This is a genomic window from Mesorhizobium sp. WSM4989 (genome assembly GCF_029625795.1).
In the GTDB taxonomy this organism is placed as follows: Bacteria; Pseudomonadota; Alphaproteobacteria; order Rhizobiales; family Rhizobiaceae; genus Mesorhizobium.
Map to the genome: position 1 here is coordinate 2,158,579 of NZ_JARTVN010000001.1, position 19,853 is coordinate 2,178,431.

19 protein-coding genes are annotated in these 19,853 nt (G+C 64.9%); 9 read left to right on the plus strand and 10 right to left on the minus strand.

The genetic code is table 11. The features are described from left to right. Positions 1-36: 36 nt before the first annotated feature. The 4 genes from addB (at position 37) to P9217_RS10390 (ending at position 7,475) form a co-directional block, all read left to right on the plus strand. A complete protein-coding gene (gene addB, locus P9217_RS10375; protein ID WP_278086071.1) occupies positions 37-3,156 on the plus strand; it encodes a double-strand break repair protein AddB in 3,120 nt (1,039 codons plus the stop codon). Beyond that, positions 3,153-6,665 carry a double-strand break repair helicase AddA gene (gene addA / locus P9217_RS10380; protein WP_278086070.1) on the plus strand — a complete coding sequence of 1,171 codons (3,513 nt, stop codon included), beginning with the start codon at positions 3,153-3,155 and terminating at the stop codon, positions 6,663-6,665. Before addB ends, addA begins: the two co-directional genes overlap by 4 nt. A 74-nt stretch (positions 6,666-6,739) precedes the next feature. Further along, positions 6,740-7,063 (plus strand): thioredoxin, encoded by a 324-nt coding sequence (trxA, locus tag P9217_RS10385; protein WP_041000044.1) that lies wholly within the window; start codon positions 6,740-6,742, stop codon positions 7,061-7,063. Between the two features lie 130 nt (positions 7,064-7,193). Beyond that, positions 7,194-7,475 (plus strand): cupin domain-containing protein, encoded by a 282-nt coding sequence (locus P9217_RS10390; protein WP_067002933.1) that lies wholly within the window; start codon positions 7,194-7,196, stop codon positions 7,473-7,475. 18 nt (positions 7,476-7,493) lie between these two features. Here the strand turns inward: P9217_RS10390 and P9217_RS10395 are convergent, their stop codons facing one another. The 6 genes from P9217_RS10395 to P9217_RS10420 form a co-directional block, all read right to left on the minus strand. After that, positions 7,494-7,913, minus strand: a complete 420-nt coding sequence (locus P9217_RS10395; protein WP_127239640.1) for a VOC family protein — start codon at positions 7,911-7,913, stop codon at positions 7,494-7,496. A gap of 29 nt (positions 7,914-7,942) precedes the next feature. Further along, positions 7,943-9,268, minus strand: coding sequence for a folylpolyglutamate synthase/dihydrofolate synthase family protein (locus tag P9217_RS10400; protein ID WP_095827280.1), 1,326 nt, complete (start codon positions 9,266-9,268; stop codon positions 7,943-7,945). 215 nt (positions 9,269-9,483) lie between these two features. Next, positions 9,484-10,410, minus strand: a complete 927-nt coding sequence (accD, locus tag P9217_RS10405) for an acetyl-CoA carboxylase, carboxyltransferase subunit beta (protein WP_095799044.1) — start codon at positions 10,408-10,410, stop codon at positions 9,484-9,486. A 97-nt stretch (positions 10,411-10,507) separates the two neighbouring features. Further along, positions 10,508-11,347 (minus strand): tryptophan synthase subunit alpha, encoded by an 840-nt coding sequence (gene trpA / locus P9217_RS10410; RefSeq protein ID WP_067002941.1) that lies wholly within the window; start codon positions 11,345-11,347, stop codon positions 10,508-10,510. A gap of 2 nt (positions 11,348-11,349) precedes the next feature. Continuing rightward, complete coding sequence (gene trpB / locus P9217_RS10415) at positions 11,350-12,600, minus strand: tryptophan synthase subunit beta (RefSeq protein ID WP_095831871.1); 1,251 nt, start codon at positions 12,598-12,600, stop codon at positions 11,350-11,352. Between the two features lie 89 nt (positions 12,601-12,689). After that, entirely contained in the window at positions 12,690-13,349 is a 660-nt protein-coding gene (locus P9217_RS10420) for a phosphoribosylanthranilate isomerase (protein WP_278086069.1), read from the minus strand. A gap of 110 nt (positions 13,350-13,459) precedes the next feature. Between P9217_RS10420 and P9217_RS10425 the strand changes: the two genes are divergently transcribed. Next, on the plus strand, positions 13,460-13,678 hold the full coding sequence (locus P9217_RS10425; protein ID WP_278086068.1) for a hypothetical protein: 219 nt from the start codon (positions 13,460-13,462) through the stop codon (positions 13,676-13,678). A 44-nt stretch (positions 13,679-13,722) separates the two neighbouring features. On the opposite strand, the gene P9217_RS10430 is transcribed toward P9217_RS10425, so the two are convergent. From P9217_RS10430 to P9217_RS10445, 4 genes are all read right to left on the minus strand, one after another. Beyond that, on the minus strand, positions 13,723-14,481 hold the full coding sequence (locus tag P9217_RS10430) for a M48 family metallopeptidase (protein ID WP_278086067.1): 759 nt from the start codon (positions 14,479-14,481) through the stop codon (positions 13,723-13,725). Between the two features lie 118 nt (positions 14,482-14,599). Next, positions 14,600-15,082, minus strand: coding sequence for a DUF2852 domain-containing protein (locus P9217_RS10435; RefSeq protein WP_067002952.1), 483 nt, complete (start codon positions 15,080-15,082; stop codon positions 14,600-14,602). Between the two features lie 116 nt (positions 15,083-15,198). After that, positions 15,199-16,341 (minus strand): benzoate/H(+) symporter BenE family transporter, encoded by a 1,143-nt coding sequence (locus tag P9217_RS10440; RefSeq protein WP_278086922.1) that lies wholly within the window; start codon positions 16,339-16,341, stop codon positions 15,199-15,201. A 2-nt stretch (positions 16,342-16,343) separates the two neighbouring features. Continuing rightward, the gene (locus P9217_RS10445) at positions 16,344-17,114 is read right to left on the minus strand and encodes an alpha/beta hydrolase (RefSeq protein WP_067324660.1); all 771 of its coding nucleotides are present in this window, start codon (positions 17,112-17,114) and stop codon (positions 16,344-16,346) included. Positions 17,115-17,328: 214 nt separating this feature from the next. Here P9217_RS10445 and infC point away from each other — a divergent pair, with 214 nt between their 5' ends. From infC to rplT, 4 genes are all read left to right on the plus strand, one after another. Beyond that, positions 17,329-17,865 (plus strand): translation initiation factor IF-3, encoded by a 537-nt coding sequence (gene infC, locus P9217_RS10450; RefSeq protein ID WP_067003282.1) that lies wholly within the window; start codon positions 17,329-17,331, stop codon positions 17,863-17,865. 405 nt (positions 17,866-18,270) lie between these two features. Continuing rightward, positions 18,271-18,918, plus strand: coding sequence for an isoprenylcysteine carboxylmethyltransferase family protein (locus P9217_RS10455; RefSeq protein ID WP_067324658.1), 648 nt, complete (start codon positions 18,271-18,273; stop codon positions 18,916-18,918). 239 nt (positions 18,919-19,157) lie between these two features. Further along, the gene (gene rpmI / locus P9217_RS10460) at positions 19,158-19,361 is read left to right on the plus strand and encodes a 50S ribosomal protein L35 (RefSeq protein WP_027166935.1); all 204 of its coding nucleotides are present in this window, start codon (positions 19,158-19,160) and stop codon (positions 19,359-19,361) included. Positions 19,362-19,399: 38 nt separating this feature from the next. Next, positions 19,400-19,801 carry a 50S ribosomal protein L20 gene (rplT, locus tag P9217_RS10465; protein ID WP_040968947.1) on the plus strand — a complete coding sequence of 134 codons (402 nt, stop codon included), beginning with the start codon at positions 19,400-19,402 and terminating at the stop codon, positions 19,799-19,801. The last annotated feature ends 52 nt before the right edge of the window (positions 19,802-19,853 follow it).

Sequence of the window (19,853 nt, forward strand, 5' to 3'; positions counted from 1 at the left end):
GTGCGCCCAAACGGGCGCACAAAGATCTAATGCGGTATGAGCGGCTCGCGCCGCGTCTTTTCCATCCCGTCCGGAGCGCCGTTCCTGCCGACGCTGGCGGAGGCGTTGCTCGAAGGCCGCCTGATCCCAACCTTCCGCTTCGACGGCGAGCCGCTGGCGCTGGCTGACGCGACTATCTATGTGCCGACGCGGCGCGCGGCGCGCGCCCTGCGCGGCGCCTTCGTCGACATCCTCGGCAGACGCTCGGCCATCTTGCCGACGGTGCGGCCGCTCGGCGAGTTCGACGAGGACGAGGCCGCCTTTGACGCCGAGGCGGCACCGGCAATAGACCTCGCACCGCCGATCGCCGCGCAGGAAAGGCTGCTGTTGCTGGCGCCGCTGGTGCGCGCCTGGAAGGAAAGCCTGCCGGCGCACGTCAGGGCGCGCTTCAACGAGGAGTTCGTTGTGCCGACCTCGGCCGCCGACGCCATTTGGCTTTCGCGCGACCTTGCCCGGCTGATGGACGAGATCGAGACCGAGGGAACGGATTGGGCGAAGCTCGCCACGCTGGTCACCGGCAACCTTGCGGGCTGGTGGCAGGTGACGCTCGATTTCCTCGGCATCGTCACCGACAACTGGCCGGAGTTGCTCAAAGAGCGTGACCGCTCTAATCCGGCCGCGCACCGCAGCGCGCTGATCCGGCTGGAAGCGGCGCGGCTGAAGCGCAGTCCGCCGACCGGACCGGTGATCGCCGCCGGTTCGACCGGCTCCATTCCAGCCACGGCCGAGTTGCTTGCCGTGATCGCCGGCTTGCCGAACGGCGCCGTCGTGCTGCCCGGGCTCGACCGTGAGCTCGACGACGCGTCCTTCGCGGCGATAACCGCGCCCGGCGCGCGGCCGGCAACACTTGGTCACCCACAATACGGCCTCGCCAAGCTGATCGGCAGCATTGGCATTGAGCGCCGCGATGTCGAGGAGATCGGCGCTGCATCACGACCGCTCGCATTACGCGCCGCCCTTGTCGGCGAGGCGCTGCGGCCGGCCGAGACCACCGAGCTTTGGACGGAGTCGCGGCCGCGTTTCTCGGTCAATGATGTCGAGCAGGCGCTGGCCGGCGTGACGCTGGTCGAGGCTGCAAATGAGCGCGACGAGGCGGCAGCGATTGCCATTGCGCTTAAGCGCGCAGTGGAAATGCCGGGCAAGCGCGCGGCACTCGTCACCGGCGACCGCGCCCTGGCGCGACGCGTCTCGGCCGAGCTGCTACGCTTCGGCGTCGTCGCTGACGATTCCGGCGGCACGCCGCTAGCCAACACGCCGGCCGCCAGCCTGCTCAGGCTGGCGCTAGGCGCAGCATTCCGGCCAGGCGATCCGGTGGGTCTATTGTCGCTGCTCAAGCATCCGCTGCTTGGCCTCGGTCTCGAACGCCAGAGCGTGCGCAAGGCTGCCGAGCTGATCGAGCTGGTGGCGCTGCGCGGCGGCACCGGCCGGCCGGACGTCGCTTCCCTCGACGCGCTTTTCGAGACGCGGCTCGCGGGCCTTGGCGGCGACAGCCGTCAGCCCTTCTGGTTCCAGCGCCTCACGGTACGCGGTATCGAAGAGGCGCGGGCAGTGCTCAATCGCCTCACCGATGCGCTATCCCCGCTCACTGCGATGCGCGGCGAGAAGGATGCCGATATCGCGACATTGACGCGGGCGAGCGTCGTGGCGTTAGAAGGTCTCGGCCGCGCGGCCGATGACAGCCTGACCAGCCTCTATGCCGGCGACGCCGGCGAGAAGCTCGCCGCGCTTCTGCGCGGGCTGGTTGCCGTGTCATCGCCGTTTATGATCGGTGCGGGCGAATGGCCCGACGTGATGGAGGCGCTGATCGCGCCGGAAACGGTCAAGCCGGCGCAAGGCACCGACCGCAACATCGCCATCTGGGGAGCGCTGGAAGCTCGCCTGCAAAGCGTCGACACGCTGGTCATCGGCGGCCTCAATGAAGGGGTCTGGCCGCGCAAGCCCGAGAGCGACCGGTTCATGTCGCGGCTGATGAAGACCGGCATCGATCTCGAGCCGCCGGAGCGGCGCATCGGCCTTGCCGCGCATGATTTCCAGATTGCGATGGGTACTGAAACGGTGGTGCTGACGCGCTCGGCCCGATCCGGCGACGCGCCGGCGGTGCCGTCGCGCTGGTTGCAGCGCATCGTCACCTTCATCGGCAAGGACCAGGCGACGGCAGTTCGCCGGCGCGGCGACGCGCTGCTTGTCTGGGCGCGCGCGCTCGATGCCGGCGACAGGAAGGATTTCGCGTCCCGCCCACAGCCGAAGCCGCCGCTGCACCTGCGGCCACAGCATTTCTCGGTCACCGAGATCGAGACGCTGCGCCGCGACCCCTATGCGATCTATGCCAGGCGGATTCTCGGCCTAATGCCGCTCGACCCGGTGATCCGCGACCCCGGTGCTGCCGAACGCGGCACGCTGTTCCACGAAATCCTGCATTTGTTTTCGCGAAGGGTGGAAGATCCGAGGGCGCCGGGCGCGCTGGCAGCCCTCATCGAGGCCGGTCGCGCGTGCTTTGCCGACGCGGCACTTCCGCCCGATATCGAGGCGGTGTGGTGGCCGCGCTTCGAAAAGCTCGCGGAAAACATCATCGAATGGGAGCATACCCGCGCCGACGCCGTCGCCCGGCGCTATGCCGAGGAACGCGCCGAAAAGACCGTTGTCGGCCGCACCGGCATCACGCTTTCGGGCTATGCCGACCGGGTCGACCTTCTCGCAGTCGGCATGGCCGACATCCTCGACTACAAGACCGGTTCCTCGCCTTCGAAGGCGCAGGCGCATACGCTTCTGTCGCCGCAGCTGGCACTCGAGGGCGCGCTTCTTCGGCGGGGCGCCTTCAAGGAGCTCGGCATCTGCGAGCCCTCGCAGCTTGCCTTCGTGCGGCTGAAGCCGAACGGCGAGGTGTTCGAGGAATCGATCCTCGAATACAACCGCAAGCCGAAGACCGCCAACGAGCTTGCCGAGGAAGCGTGGGCGCGGCTGGAAAGGCTGCTGTTCCACTATGCTGACCCGACCACCGGCTATCTGTCACGCGCGCTGCCGTTCCGCGAAGGCGAGGCCGATGGCGACTACGACCATCTGGCGCGCGTGCTGGAATGGTCGGCCGGCGGCGCAAGCGAGGACGAGGCGGAAGGATGAGATATCCGATCCCCTCCGACACCGCCGCCAGCCAGGCGCGCGCTTCCGATCCGCAAAATTCCGCCTGGGTCTCGGCCAATGCCGGCTCGGGCAAGACCCATGTGCTGGCGCAACGCGTCATCCGGCTTCTGCTCAACGGCACCGATCCGTCGAAGATCCTGTGCCTGACCTACACGCGCGCCGCCGCCGCCAACATGTCGAACCGCGTGTTCTCGACGCTGTCGGAATGGACGGCGCTTCCCGACGCCGAGCTCGCGACACGGATAGCCGCGCTCGACGGGCGGGCGGCCGATCGCGATACGATGCGACGCGCGCGCCGATTGTTTGCCGAGGCGCTGGAAACGCCGGACGGCCTGAAAATTCAGACCATCCACGCCTTCTGCGAATCGGTGCTGCATCAGTTCCCGCTGGAAGCCAACATCCCGGCGCATTTCGAGATGCTCGACCCGCAGATGGAGGCCTCGCTTTTCGCGGATGCGCGACGCGACATGATCTCGGGTGCCGGCGCCGGTGTCGAAGGCCTGGCGGAAGCCTTTGCCACGGTGCTGGAGCGCGGCGGCGAATTCGGGCTCGACATGCTGCTCTCCGAGATCGTCGGCAAGCGCGACGAACTGCGCGCCTTTATCGAAAAGCTGGGCAGGGACCGGGAATTCCGGCTGCTGTTCGCCGAATTCGGCTTCAAACCCGGACAGACGGCAGCCGGCATTGCCGCTTCGGTCTGGCCGCTGCCGGGCTTTGCGCCGAGCCATTTCGCTGAATTCGCGGGCGCCGCCGAAGCCGCCGACGCGCGGCAGGTGCTGAACAACGTGCTGCCCTATGCGCAGACCGCTTTTGCCGAAGCCGATCCTATCAGGCGACTGCGACTGCTCGCCAAGGCATTTCTGCGCTCCGATGGCGACCCTTACGATCCACCGAAGATCTTCAAGAAAGCGCTGGTGGACAGGCTGCCCGACCTGCCCGAGCGCTATCTCGCGGCGGCCAAGGCGATCCTCGATGTATCGGACCGGCTGGGGCTGTTCCGCATGCTCGAAGGCACGGCCGCTGCGCTCACCGTCGCCGGCTGGCTGATCGCCCGCTACGAGCAGCTGAAGCGAAGCCGCGGTTTCCTCGACTTCAACGATTTGATCACCCGCACGGTCAGCCTGCTGTCGCGGCCCGATGCCGGGCCGTGGGTGCAGTTCAAGCTCGACCAGGGCATCGACCATATCCTGCTCGACGAGGCGCAGGACACCAGTCCCGACCAGTGGGAAGTGGTGAAGAAGCTGACGGAAGAATTCTTCGCCGGGTTCGGCCAGCGAGAGACGGTGCGGCGCACGGTGTTCGCCGTCGGCGACGAGAAACAGTCGATCTACTCCTTCCAAGGCGCGGCGCCCGATTCCTTTGCCGAAAGCCGGCTTTTGTTTGCCGGGCGGGTGCGCGACGCGGAGGCTTCGTTTGCCGACCTGAAGCTCACCTGGTCGTTCCGCTCGAGCGACGACGTGCTTGCCGCCGTCGACCGCGTCTTCGCCGAGCCAGGCGTGCGACGCGGCATCAGCCACGATCCCGATCCGCTCAGCCACAAGGCGATCCGCACCGATGCGCCGGGCTATGTCGAGGTGTGGCCCTCGATCGGCGCCGAAATGGTCGAAGAGCCCGACGACTGGACCTTGCCGGTCAACCACGCCAGCGCGCCCGCCGTGCGCGTGGCCGAACATGTGGCAACGACGATCCAGAACTGGCTGCGCAACGGCGAGGCCATCGAAGGCAAAGGCCGCAAGCTGACCGCCGGCGACATCCTGGTGCTGGTGCGCAAGCGCGATCGCTTCGTGCACGCGCTGTCGCGCAGCCTCAAGAACCGGCAGATCCCGGTTGCCGGCGCGGACAGGCTGAGCCTTCCCGGCCATATCGCCGTGCAGGACCTGATCGCGCTCGGCCATTTTTTGATTCAGCCGGAGGACGACTTGTCCCTGGCCGCCGTGCTGCGCAGCCCGATCTTCGAGGTTTCCGAGGAGACGTTGCTCACGCTCGCTGGCGAGCGGCCAAAGGGCCAGTCGCTGATCGCCTCGCTCCGGCAGCATGCCGGCGGAGACGAGGTCTTGGCCGCCGTTGTTAGCCGGCTCGATGGCTGGGCGACTGAGGTGGCGTTCAAGCCGGTGTTTGAATTCTATGCCGCCGCGCTTTCGCGTGACGGCCTGCGCCGCAAGATGACGGCCCGGCTCGGGCCGGAAGCCGGCGACATCCTCGACGAGTTCCTGAGTTTCTGCCTGGCTGAGGAACGTACCGGCCTGCCGGGGCTGGAATCCTTCCTCTCGACGCTGGAAAACAGCGGGCCGGAGATCAAGCGCGAGATGGACCAGACCCGCAACGAGGTGCGCGTCATGACCGTGCACGCCGCCAAGGGCCTGGAGGCGCCGGTCGTCTTCCTGGTCGACGGCGGCTCGGCGCCGTTCAGCGACCAGCACCTGCCGCGGCTGATGGCCTTCGAAAGCTCGGGCGCTGATTGGAAGGGCAAGGGCTATCTCTGGCGCTCGGCGAGTGACGTCGTCAACGGCGTTTCGAAAGCGGCCTCGGCGCGGGCGCGCGCGCTTGCCGACGACGAATACCGGCGGCTGCTCTATGTCGGCATGACGCGCGCCGAGGACCGGCTGATCGTCTGCGGCTATCACGGCAAGCGCGCGCCGAGCACCGGCACCTGGCATTCGATTGTCAGCCGGGCACTGCTGGGTGCGCCGGAAAGCGCTGAGCGGCGGCATCCGGCGACACCCGACGTGGCGGTGCATCGCTTCCATATGACCAAGCTGCCGCCGATGGCGCTCAATCAGGCTGAGGAGACGATACTGTTCGATCATGCCGCGCCGCTGCCGGACGGCCTGTTCCGGCCGCTCCCGCCCTATGAGGACTTGCCGCGGCCGCTCTCGCCTTCAGGCGCCTCGGCGCTGATCGACGAAGCGACGGAAAGCTTGCCCGACACGCGCTCGCCGGTGCTCGCTGCGGAAACCGAACCCGGCTTTGCGGTGATGCGCGGGCTGGCACTGCACAAATTGCTACAGATGCTGCCCGGCATCGCCGAGGACGAGAGGCGGAGCGCGGCCGAGCGCTATCTAGCGCGCGCCGGCGCCGACTGGCCGGCCGAAGAGCGCGACACGGCGCTGGAAGCCGTGCTTTCCATCCTGTCCGACAGAAGCTTCGGGGCGCTGTTCTCGCCGTCCTCGCGGGCGGAAGTCGCCGTCATGGGCGGCCTGGAGGTAAGGGGCAGGCTGCGCTCGATCTCCGGCAAGATCGATCGGCTGGCCGTCACCGCGGAAACGGTCTCGATCGTCGACTACAAGACCAACCGGCCGGCGCCGGCCAGCCTGGCCGAAGTGCCGCCGGCCTATGTCCTGCAGCTTGCGCTCTACCGCGCGCTGCTTCAGCCGCTCTATCCGGGCCGCACGGTGACGGCCGCGCTGCTGTTCACCGAGGCGCCGCGCCTGATCGAGCTGCCGGCAGCGGCCATGGACGGTGCCCTTGCCCGACTCACGGGAGCGTGACACAAGAACTGCTTGAACATCGCCACCACAGCCACCACATTTGGTGCAACCCGAGTTTTCGAAAGGATTTCAGCATGGCCACCGTCAAGGTCGACAAGGGCAATTTCCAGGCCGATGTGCTCAATGCCAAGGAGCCGGTTGTGGTGGATTTCTGGGCCGAGTGGTGCGGTCCGTGCAAGATGATCGCCCCGGCTTTGGAAGACATCGCCAAGGAGCTCGGCTCGAAGGTGAAGGTCGCCAAGCTCAACATCGACGAGAATCCCGAGTTGGCCGCCCAGTACGGCGTGCGCTCGATCCCGACGCTGATGATCTTCAAGGGCGGCGAAGTGGCCGACATGAAGGTGGGTGCGGCGCCGAAGACGGCGCTGTCGCACTGGATCAATGGCAGCCTCGCCTGAGCCAATCCGAATATCAGAAAGATCGAGCCCGGCCATCGCGCCGGGCTTTTTCCTTGGCGCCATCGCTGACGGCGCTCTGGCCCTGACGCTTCGGGCAGCCATCTCCTTTCCTTAAGAAAAGGAGAGTCCCATGACCGGAACAGCCAAGGCCACAGTTCACGTCGACAATGAGCGCGTGATCGTCACCGAATACCGCTTCGCCCCGGGCGCCAACACCGGCTGGCACCGCCATGGCCACGACTATGTCATCGTGCCGCTGATGGACGGCAAGGTGAAGCTGGTGACCAAGGACGGCGAATCCTTCGCGGAGATGAAGCAAGGCGCGCCCTATTTCCGCCGGGAAGGCGTCGAGCACGATGTCATCAACGCCAATGACGGCGAATACGCCTTCATCGAGATCGAGCTGAAATAACCTTCGAGGCAGGCGCCGCTACCAATCGGCGACGCGATCGCCGCCGATGAATTGCGCGCTTTTGGCCGTGTATTCGAACAGCTCGATCTTGACGCCGTTGGGGTCTTTGATCCAGGCCTGCCAGGTGCCGTCGCAAGCGAGCTTCTTCGCCGTCACCTCGACCGCTTTCGACCGGATATGGGCGATCGCGGCGTCCATGTCTTCCACCTCCAGGCAGAAGTGGTTGACCTGGTTCGCCTCGCTGTAGCGGGCTTCGGTCTTCTCGAACACCTCGACATGGCTGCGGCCGCCGCAATTGAGATAGAAACCGAAGATCTTGCCGTCGCGCAGGAAGTTGAACTGCGTGTCCATGCCGAGCACATCCCGGTAGAAGCCGCGCGTCGCCTCAAGGTCATGCGCGAAGATGCAGACATGGGCCAGTTGGTTCACCTTGATCACGATTGCTCCTCGCGACTGCCTCGGCGCTATCAGGTCGGCGGCGTGCCGTTCTCGTCCAGCACGGCGCCGGCGAAATAGAGCGAGCCGCCGATGAGGATGCGCGGCGCCGGACCGTCCCAGCTGTCGCGCAACAGCATAAGCGCATCGGCGACGGAGTTGACCGGCTCGGCCGACAGGCCGGCCTCGGTGGCGCGCAGCGCGAGCTCGTCATTGGGCACGCCGGCATCGCTCTTGCTCACCGGCACCGTGTAGACATGGCGGGCAAGCCCCTTGAAGGCGCTGAAATAGCCGGTCTGGTCCTTGGTGTTGATCATGCCGGCGATGAGGATCAGCGGGCGCGGGTTCTTTTCCTCCTGCTCGGCCAGCGCTTCGGCGATGACGACGCCGGCGCCCGGATTGTGGCCGCCGTCGAGCCAGATCTCGGCGCCCTTTGGGGCAAGCTCAACCAGCCTGCCCTGCGTCAGCTTTTGCATCCGGGCCGGCCACGCGGTGCTGGTCATCGCTTTTTCGGCAGCCCGATGGCTTATCTCGAAGCCGGCGGCCTTGACCGCGGCGATCGCCGCGGCGGCATTGGCGAACTGATGCCGACCGGGCAGGCGCGGCAGCGGCAGGTCCATCAGACCGTCCTCGTCCTGATAGACCATGCGGCCGTTCTCCTCGAAGGCCAGGAAATCCTGACCGTAGACAACGGTCGGGCAATCCAGCCGCTCGGCGGTCTCGATCAGCACCTCCAGCGCGGTCTCGCTTTCCTGCGCGCCGATCACCACCGGGCAGCCGCGCTTCATGATGCCGGCCTTTTCGGCCGCGATCAGCTCGACGCGGTCGCCGAGATAGGCTTCGTGATCCATCGACACCGGCATGATCACCGAGACGGCAGGCCGCGAAATGACATTGGTGGCATCGAAGCGGCCGCCGAGCCCGACCTCGATGATCGCCGCCTCGGCCGGATGCTCGGAAAACAGGATGAAGGTGACGGCGGTGAGGATCTCGAAAACGGTGATCTTCTGGCCTTGATTGGCCTTGGCGACGCGCGCGATGGCCTCGGCAAAGACATCGTCGTCGACCAGCTTGCCGCCGCCCTCGGCGGCCAGCCGGTAGCGCTCGTGCCAGTTTACCAGGTGCGGCGAGGTGTGCACGTGGACGAGATGACCGGCCGCCTCCAGCAGCGCCCGCGAGAAGGCGGCGCAGGAGCCCTTGCCGTTGGTGCCGGCGATGTGGATGACCGGCGGCAGCCGGTCCTGCGGGTTGCCGAGACGCTCGAGCAGGCGGGCGATGCGGTCCAGCGAAAGGTCGAAACCTTTCGGATGGAGCGTCATCAGATGTTCAATTTCACGATCGGCGGCGAGCGTTGTCATGGCGGAATCCTAGAGCATTTGCGGCGAAAGAACAGGATCGCCTTCAATGCTTTTCGTTCGTGTGCAATTCCGGACGCAAAACCGCTACGCACTCTTGCTGGAATTGCTCTGGCGCATGAGCCCGAACCGGGATCGGTTTTGGAAAGGGATCATGCGCAAACGGCTACTGCGCAGCGCAGCTGGCGCAATCGCGGTGGGCGGCAAACGGTGTCGCGTCAGGCCTGCGGCCGGGCTTCGGCGTTGACGACCGCCGGCGGCAGGATCTCAGGCTCCAATGGCTTCTCGGCCACTGGGGTCTTGAGCAGCATCTTCAACAATCGTGCGATGGTCGGGCGCATCTCCAGACGCGAGACCACCATATCGACCATGCCGTGTTCCATCAGATATTCGGCGCGCTGGAAGCCGTCGGGGAGCTTCTCGCGGATCGTCTGCTCGATGACGCGCGGGCCGGCGAAGCCGATCAGCGCGCCGGGCTCGGCGATGTGAACGTCGCCCAGCATGGCATAGGACGCGGTCACGCCGCCGGTGGTGGGGTTGGTCAGCACCACGATATAGGGCAGGCCGGCTTCCTTCAGCCGGTCGACGCCGACCGTGGTGCGCGGCAATTGCATCAGCGAGAGGATGCCCTCCTGCATGCGGGCGCCGCCCGAGGCGGCGAACAGGATCAGCGGCCGCCTGCGCTGCAAAGCGACCTCGAAGGCATGGACGATGGCCTCGCCCGCGGCCATGCCGAGCGAGCCGCCCATGAAGGCGAAGTCCTGCACGGTAACCACCACCGGCAGACCTTCGATGGTGCCGACTGCGTTAAGAATCGCGTCCTCGAGGCTTGTCTTGGCCTTCGCCTCTTTCAGCCGATCGGTGTAGCGCTTCTCATCGCGGAACTTCAGCGGATCCTGCATGACCTTGGGGTTTTCCAGGGTCTCGTATCTGCCGTCGTCGAAGAAGTATTTCAGCCGCTCCTTGGCCGAGATCTTCATATGGTGGCCGGAAGACGGGATGACGAACTGGTTGGATTCGAGGTCCTTGTGGAAGATCATTTCGCCGGTCTCGGGATCCTTGATCCAGAGATTTTCCGGCATGTCGGTGCGCCGGCCGAGCATCGAATTGATCTTCGGTCGAACGTAGTTGGTGATCCAGTTCATCGCTTCGGCTCCTGTCCCGACGAAGAGACGTCCAGCAATTCCAGGAAAAGTGTGTGGCGGTTTTCCGTCCGGAATTGCGTAAAAACAGATAGTCAGACTATTCGGCGGCAGCAAGGCGGGCCGAGCGGACGCCCTGGGCAAGCCCGCTGACCAGCGTGGCGACCGCTTCGGCCGGATCGGCGGTCTTCTCGCCCTTGGGCCCGAGCACATTGGCGACCGCGTTGACAATCGCCGTGCCGACGACGACGCCGTCGGCGGAGGCGCCGATGGTACGCGCCTGCTCGGCGGTCTTGACGCCGAAGCCGACGCAGACCGGCAGCGCGGTGTGACCCTTGATGCGTTTGACCGCCGCCGACACCTTGGCAGTGTCGGCCAAGGCCGAGCCGGTGATGCCCGTCATCGACACGTAGTAGACGAAGCCGGAGGTGTTCTCGAGCACCTTCGGCAGGCGCTTGTCGTCGGTGGTCGGCGTCGCCAGGCGGATGAAATTGATGCCCGCCTTCAACGCCGGAACGCAGAGCTCCTCGTCCATTTCCGGCGGCAGGTCGACAACGATCAGGCCGTCGATGCCGCTCGCCTTGGCGTCAGCCAGGAAACGATCGACGCCGTAAATGTAGATCGGGTTGTAGTAGCCCATCAGCACGATCGGCGTTTCGTCGTCGCCGGCGCGGAATTCGGACGCCATCTTCAGCGTCTTGACCAGCGTCTGGCCGCCTTTCAGCGCCCTGAGACCCGCCGCCTGAATGGCCGGGCCGTCAGCCATCGGATCGGAGAACGGCATGCCGAGCTCGATGACATCGCTGCCGGCGCCGGGAAGCGCCTTCATGATAGCCAAAGATGTCTCGTAGTCGGGATCGCCGCCCATGAAATAGGTGACCAAAGCCGGACGGCCCTCGGATTTGAGCTTCGCCATGCGGCGGTCGATGCGGGTCGTCATTGTCAGATCTCCATGCCCAGCATCTTGGCCACCGTGTGCACGTCCTTGTCGCCGCGGCCGGACAGGTTGACGATGACGATCTGGTCCTTGTCCATTTTCGGCACGATCTTCATCGCATGCGCGATGGCGTGCGCCGATTCCAGCGCCGGGATGATGCCTTCGACCCGGGTCGTCAGTTGGAAGGCCTCCAGCGCCTCGTCGTCGAGGATCGGCTCATATTCGACGCGGCCCGAATCGCGCAGCCAGGCATGCTCGGGCCCGACGCCCGGATAATCGAGACCGGCCGAGATCGAATGGCCGTCGAGAATCTGGCCGTCCGCATTCTGCAAGAGATAGGTGCGATTGCCGTGCAGCACGCCCGGCGCGCCGGCATTCATCGAGGCGCAGTGCTCGACGCCGTCGAGGCCGCGACCGCCGGCCTCGATGCCGATGATGCGCACATCCTTGTCGTCGAGGAACGGGTGGAACAGGCCAATGGCGTTGGAGCCGCCGCCGACGGCGGCGATGATGACGTCGGGCAGCCGGCCTTCCTGCTCCAGCATCTGGGCGCGCGCTTCCGTGCCGATCACCGACTGGAAGTCGCGCACCAGCTCCGGATAGGGATGCGGGCCGGCGGCGGTGCCGATCAGGTAATAGGTGTCCTCGACATTGGTGACCCAGTCACGCAGCGCTTCGTTCATGGCGTCCTTCAGCGTGCCGTGGCCGGCGGTGACCGGGCGCACCTCGGCGCCGAGCAGCTTCATGCGAAAGACGTTCGGGCTCTGGCGAGCGACGTCGGTGGCACCCATGTAAACCACGCAAGGATAGCCGAAGCGCGCAGCGACCGTGGCGGAAGCGACGCCATGCTGGCCGGCACCGGTCTCGGCGATGATGCGCTTCTTGCCCATGCGCTTGGCGAGCAGGATCTGGCCGAGGCAATTGTTGATCTTGTGCGAGCCGGTGTGGTTCAGGTCCTCGCGCTTGAAATAGACCTTGGCGCCGCCCCCGAGGCCCTTCGCCGAGGAAACCTCCCGAAGATGCCTTGTCAGGCCTTCGGCGAAATAGAGCTTGGACGGTCTACCGGCATAATGGGTCGAAAGGTTCTCCAGCTCCGCCTTGAACTCCGGATCATTCTTGGCCTTGTTCCACTGCTCTTCGAGATCGAGGATCAGCGGCATCAGCGTCTCGGCGACGAAGCGGCCGCCGAAAATGCCGAACATGCCCTGCTCGTCGGGCCCGGTGCGGAAGGAATTGGGCATAGCCGGCCTGTTCATCGCCGATCTCCTGAGTCTTTGCTTCTGAGCACGTCCTTAGGAAAACCGGTTCCCACTTTTCCGGGACATGCTCGGGTTTGAAAACTTCCTCAGGCGGCGCGGTCGTCGCGCGCGGCCCTGACGGCCCGGAAAAACTGCTCGATCAGCGCCGGTTCCTTGACGCCCGGAGCGCTCTCCACGCCGGAGGAGATGTCTATCCCGGGCGGATTGGCCAGTCTGAGGGCATCGCCGACATTGGCGGCGTTGAGTCCTCCGGAAAGCATGTAATCGAGGCCGGCGTCAAGGCCGGCAAGGATGCGCCAGTCGAAGGCGACGCCATTGCCGCCCGGCAATTGCGTTCCCTTGGGCGGCTTGGCGTCGAACATCAAGCGGTCGGCAACGCCGACATAGGGCTTTATCCGCTCGAGATCCGCGGCTTCGCTGACCGACAGCACCTTCATCACCGGCAGGCCGTAGCGGGTCTTGAGCTCGGCCACCTGCACCGGCGTTTCGGAACCATGCAGTTGCAGCATATCCGGCTGCATCCTCGCGACAATCTCGTCGAGAAGGGCATCATCCGCATCCACGGTGACGGCAACCGCCTTGGCCTTGCCGATGGCCGCCTGGCGCAGACGGCCAGCCTCGGCCGGATCGACGAAGCGCGGGCTTTTGGCAAAGAAGATGAAGCCGACATGGCTGGCCCCGCCGGCAAGCGCGGCGGCCATCGCGGTGTCGGTCTTCAATCCGCAGATCTTGATGTCGAGCGTCATGGCGCGGGATTGGCACGAAAAGCCGCAAGAGTCGAGAAAAAGCATGCCGTTGCCGGGCCGGCGGAAAGCGCTACCTTTCGAATAGGGACACAGGCGGGAGCAGGAAGATCATGACCGACAAGACCGTCGCCGAACTCAGACAGAAGATCGCGCAGGCGCGCGAGGTGATCGCGCATCTGATGGACAAGTCCGCTTTCAACGGCGCCGAGGCGCACCGGGCGCTCGAATATTTCGGCAGCGACGCGTTCGACCGGAATTTTTTGCCGTGGCCGCATGCGAGTGAGGAAGGGCTGCGGCCGGAGGAACTCAACGCGGCGAATGACGATTGAGCGGCTGCGCTGGGCCGCCAGCTATACGGGTGCCAGGGCGACGCCTACTCAAACACGATCGCCTGCAGCGCGCCGCCGTTGCGCTTCAGCCAGTCCTTGCAGCGATCGGTGTCGGGGCAGAGCTTTTCGCACAGCTTCCAGAATTTCGGTCCGTGGTTCATCTCTTTCAGATGCGCGACCTCATGCGCCACCAGGTAATTGATGACCGGCGGCGGCGCCATCATGATGCGCCACGAGAAGGACAGATTGCCCTCCGAGGTGCATGACCCCCAGCGGCTGGAGGTATCCTTGTAGCGGATCGCCTTGGCGCGCTTGCCGATCGCCTCGGTGTGCTTGACCACCAGCCTCTCGATCTCGCGCTTGGCCTCGCGTTTCAGATAATCGGCGATGCGGCGCGGCAGGTGGACACGCTCGCCATGGATGATGAGCAGCGGGCCGCGCTCGTCGCGCGCGATGGTGACGGTGCCGCGTTTCGCCGGCTCATGGACGATGCGGTGCGGCACGCCGCGGATCGGGATCTTGATGCCGGGCCGCACCTGCGGGCGCATCGGCACCTTGGCCAGGCGCTGCTCCAGCCAGTCCTGATGGCGGTCGAGGAACTTCTCCACCTCGCCGCGGCGCAAGCCGGGCGGCACGGTTATGCGCAGCCCCTGGCCGCCGGAATCGATACGCAGCGTCAACCGCCGGGCCCTCGCGCTCTCGACGATTTTGAGCGGCAGGGTGCGGCCGGCGACGCAATGCTCGCGCTCCACGACGGGCTTGGGTTCTGGCTTGGTCAGATTGCGAAAGAAGCCGAGGGTCATGGCCGGACGATACGCGATTCGAGAAAAACGACCAGTAGAGTGAGGCTACATGGAGAACAAAAAAGAAACGGCGCCGCTCGCGCGACGCCGCATGTCGGCCGAGCCTTATGATTGAGGCTCAGTCGTCAAGGAGGTTCGACCCCTTGCCGCGCTTCGGCCCCGTCGCTCCGGTCGGACCACTCGTCGTGGTTGGCGCGGTCCGCTTGTTACGCTCGGCCATGAAGCGGTCGAACTCTTCCTGGTCCTTGGCACGGCGCAGCTCGCGGGCATACTCGTCGAACTCGTTCAGCATCTCGTCGAGCTTGCGGCGCTCCTCGGCGAGGCGCTCAAGTTCCTTCTCGCGCCAGTCGTCGAAAGCGACGTTGCCGGTGCGGGACGAGCCATGGCCCCAGCGGGCCGCCTTTTCCGAGCCACGGCGGCAGCCGGCGAAGATGCCGTCGGTGGCGCGGTTGACATCGCGCTTGAAGCCTTCGAGCCGGTCGCCCCAGATGATGTAGGCAAGCATGGCGAAGCCCAGCGGCCAGAACACCATGAAGCCGATCACCATCAGCGCGATGGTCGCCGGCGTCCAGGCCGGACGGATCAATGCACTTGTGTTCATTTTCTCCCAATCCTTCCGTTGGAGACAGCCAAACCGGCTGCGTGGAATCGAAATGGGAAGGCGAAATCGGCGATTCAAGGCAAGTCCGGCCAAAACCGGCGAAAGGCCTGAAATGATTATCGCTTTTTGAGTTTCTCGAGGAAAAGCACTGCCATTCCGGCGACCAGCCCCCAAAAAGCCGCGCCGACGCCGAACAAGGTGAGCCCCGAGGCCGTCACCGCAAAGGTGAGCGTGGCCGGCATGCGCTCGCCCGCATCATGGAGCGCGATCGAGAGCGCGTTGGCCAAAGGCGCCATCAGTGCCAGGCCGGCGACCAGCACAATCAGGCTCTGCGGCAGGACGGCGAAGATCGCCACCAGCGAAGCGCCGAAGATGGCGAAGACCAGATAGGCGAGCGCATAGAACGGACCCGTCTTCCAGCGCTCGGCGGGATCCGGATGGACATCCGGGCCGGTGCAGATCGCCGCGGAGATCGCCGCCAGATTGGTCGTCGAGGCGCCGAACGGCGCCGAGAGCAGCGAGAACAGCCCGGTGACGCCGATCAGCGGGCCAGGTTCCGGGTGGTAGCCGGCGGCTTTCAGCACCGCGAGACCGGAGAGGTTCTGCGAGGCCATGGTGACGAGGTAGAGCGGCAAGGCCAGGCCAATGATCGCCGAAACGGTGAACTGCGGAGCGATCAGCGTCAGTGTCGACAATTCCGGCGCCGGCAGGCCGCCGACGCGGCCGGTGAGGAAGGCGGCAAGGCCGCCGCCGATCAGCACGACAAGGACCGAAACCGCCGGGTTGAACAGCCGGATGACAAAGAAGGCGGCGATCAGCGGCAGGATCAGCCACGGATCGGCGGGAATGGCCTTGACCGCACTGATGGCGAAGCCGACCAGGATGCCGGCCAGCATGCCGGACGCCACCGAGGCCGGAATCTGCGCGATCAGCCGGGTCAGCGGCTTGAACAGGCCGGTGGCGATCAAGAGGATGCCGGTGACGATGAAAGCGCCGACGGCTTGCGCCATGGTGAAGCCGCTGGAGGCCGCGATCAGCGCCAGGCCCGGGGTCGACCAGGCGGTGATGACCGGCATTTTCGTGCGCCAGGACAGCCACAGGCATTCTAGGGCCATGGCCAGGCAGATCGCCGTCACCCCGCTCGCGGTCTCGATCTGAGTGGCGCCGGTCGCCTTGGCGGCGGCAATGACGATGGCTAAAGTGCCGCCAAAGCCGACGATGGCCGCAACGAAGGCGGATATCGGGATTGAAATGCGCATGCTCATGAAACCCGCTGGACCAGGTCGCCGACGGCGCGGTTGAGCATGTCGAGATCCTCCGGGCGGGAGAGGCGATGATCGCCGTCGGGGATAAGCGACAGCGTGACGTCATCGGCCGGCAGCAGTGCGGCGAGCTTCAGCGCATGGCCGGAAGGCACGTCGGGATCGGCGAGACCCTGCAGGATATGCACCGGGCAATGAGTGTCGATCGGCCTGGTCATCACCCGGTTCGCGCGGCCGTCCTCGATCAGCGCGCGCGTGTAGATATAGGGCTCGGCGGAATAGTCGGACGGTTCCTCGAAAAATCCCTTTTTCGAAAGGTCGCGCTTTTGCGCCCTGGTCAGCACCGGCTCGATCAGCTCGACGGTAAAGTCGGGCGCCGGCGCAAGCAGCACCAGGCCGGCGATGCGGTCGTCGCCGGCCTTGCGCAATTCCTGCACCATGCGCAGCGCAATCCACGCCCCCATCGAGGAGCCGACCAGGATCTGCTTGCCCTTGCTGAAGCGGCGAAAGACGGCGAGGCTCTCGGCCAGCCATTTCGAGATCGTGCCCTCGGCGAATTCGCCGCCCGATTCGCCGTGGCCGGAATAGTCGTGGCGCAGATAGGCGCGGCCTTCGCGGCTCGCCCAGGCCGACAGCGCCTCGGCCTTGGTGCCCAGCATGTCGGACTTGTAGCCGCCCAGCCAGACGATGCCCGGCGCTGAGCCCGGCGCCTGCCTGACAGCGATCTGCGTTCCGTTCACGTCGATGAAAACTGGTGCGCTGGCGTCCATGACCTCGTCCTTCCGGCCGGTCTTTTGGCACATCCGGCGGTTCGCGGAAAAGTGCTCGCACCTTTTCTTTGCTTGGTGCAGGCAATGGCAAGCTTTGAGGTGATTTCCTGGCGAGGCTGTGCTATTGACTCCGGCCGCGCGCTCACCACATAGGCGCGTCCAAGCGATTGAACTCAAAGAAACCCTGAACGAAACGGCCGAGGAGACCACGACCATTCGCAGACCTTTCAAAGCAGCGGCCCCGACCAAGGACGGTCCGCGCTCCAATCGAGACATCCGGGTGCCCCGGGTCCAGCTCATCGACGCAGAAGGCCACAACCGTGGCGAAGTTTCCATCAACGACGCGCTGCTGCTGGCCGAAGAGGCCGGGCTGGATCTCGTCGAGATATCGCCCAACGCGCAGCCGCCCGTCGTCAAGATCCTCGATCTCGGCAAGCTGAAATACGCCAACCAGAAGAAGGCGGCCGAGGCGCGCAAGAACCAGAAGGTCATCGAGATCAAGGAGATCAAGATGCGCCCGAACATCGACAGCCATGACTACGAGACCAAGATGAAGGCCGTGCGGCGCTTCTTCGAGGACGGCGACAAGGTCAAGCTGACGCTGCGTTTCCGCGGCCGCGAAATGGCGCATATGGAACTCGGCATGCAGCTCCTGAACAAGGTGCGCGAGGAAGTCGCGCCGATCGCCAAGGTCGAGGCCGAGCCGAAGCTCGAAGGCCGACAGATGATGATGGTGCTGGCGCCCCGCTGACGGTGCGCCTCACGTTTCCTTTCCGTCCTGGAGCCATTCCGGCGCGATCGCCGCAAACTGTCGCGCCGATCACGGTTTCGCGAAGGAGAATTGACCGGCCGGCGCTGCTTGGTGCTCCAAAATCCGCCTGAATTGCCGCGCAGGGCGACCCGACGATCGGCGGGGCGCCTGTTTTTCTATCCGATCGCCGGCTTCTCGACGATCGAGTCTTCGATCGCGAGCAAATCGACGATCGGATTTTCCCGATCGCGAGCAAATCGACGATCGGATTTTCCCGATCGCGACCAAATCGACGATCGGATTTTCCCGATCGCGACCAAATCGACGATCGGATTTTCCCGATCGCGATCAAATCGACGATCGGATTTTCCCGATCGCGATCAAAACACGACGATCGGATTGGCCATGGTCGATGAAACAAAGATCCCGACCGACAACCAGATAGAAGGGTTGGGCGGCTACCAGTATATGCGCCGCATCGTGCTGGCGGTGCTCATCGTGGTGCTGTTTGCGGCACTCCTGTTCGGCCAGTCGACGTTCCCTCCCGAGACGCCCGTGCACGAGACGATCGAGATGTTCGGCGTGCTCCTGATCTTCCTGGGCATCGTCGGGCGCTTGTGGTCGACGCTCTACATCGGCGGCCGCAAATCCTCCGAAGTGGTCACCGGCGGGCCCTATTCGATCACCCGCAACCCGCTCTATCTGTTCTCGACCGTGGCGGCAGCCGGCGTTGGCGCGCAGATCGGCTCGTTTTCCGGCATCATCCTCTTCGCGGTCCTTTGCGCCGGCGCGTTCCACATCGTCATCCTGCGCGAGGAGCGCTATCTCAAGGAAGTCCTCGGCGCTCCCTACAAAGCCTATCTGGCGCGCGTGCCGCGCTTCTTTCCAAAGCTTTCGCTCTACCAGGAAGGCGACACCGGCAGCTTCAAGCCGCGCCTGCTGTTGAACACGCTGCTCGACGGGCTGGTATTCCTGGTGGCGCTGCCGGCCTTCGAACTGATCGACGGCGCGCAGCAGTCGGGGGTGCTGCCGGTGTGGTTCACGCTGCCCTGAACGGGACAGCGCGCCGCAGGGCGTGAGGTGTTGCGCACGAGCCCTGTTTGATCTATAGGACCGCCGTTCTGCGTATCGGGTCGGAAATCATCTCTGATTTACGGAAAGCACGATACGCAGAGCAAAAACAAAAACCGCCCGGCAGGGCATGCCGTGGCGGTTTCATTTGCTTTTCGGGCTCTGGTCGGCCCGAAGCGAGAAAAGAAGCGCGATGGTGCGCCACATTACGGAGTAGCAAAATGCCCAAGATGAAGACCAAATCGGCCGCCAAGAAGCGGTTCAAGATTACCGCCACCGGCAAGGTGCTGTCGGCTGCCGCCGGCAAGCGCCACGGCATGATCAAACGTTCCAACAAGTTCATTCGCGATGCCCGCGGCACGATGGTTCTGGCTGAACCGGACGGCAAGAAGGTCATCAAGAATTTTCTGCCGAACGGCCTTTAAGCATTCGGTCCGGAACAGCGTTTTAAGGAGATCATGACATGGCACGCGTAAAGAGAGGCGTCACCGCCCACGCCAAGCACAAGAAGGTCCTGAAAGCCGCCAAGGGCTTCTACGGCCGTCGCAAGAACACCATCCGCATCGCCAAGCAGGCGGTGGAAAAGTCGCTGCAGTACGCCTATCGCGACCGCAAGAACCGCAAGCGCTCGTTCCGCGCGCTGTGGATCCAGCGCATCAATGCAGCGGTGCACGAGCACGGCCTGACCTATGGCCGCTTCATCGACGGCCTCAACAAGGCCGGCATCGAGATCGACCGCAAGGTTCTTTCGGACATGGCCATCCACGAGCCGCAGGCTTTCGCAGCCCTTGTGGCCAAGGCCAAGGTGGCGCTCGAATATCTGAAGAACACCACGCCGAATGCTTTTGAGAGCGCTGTCGCCTAAGCCAGCGCTTCCCAAGCATTCGCTATTCTGATTTGGGGAACCCGCGCTGGCA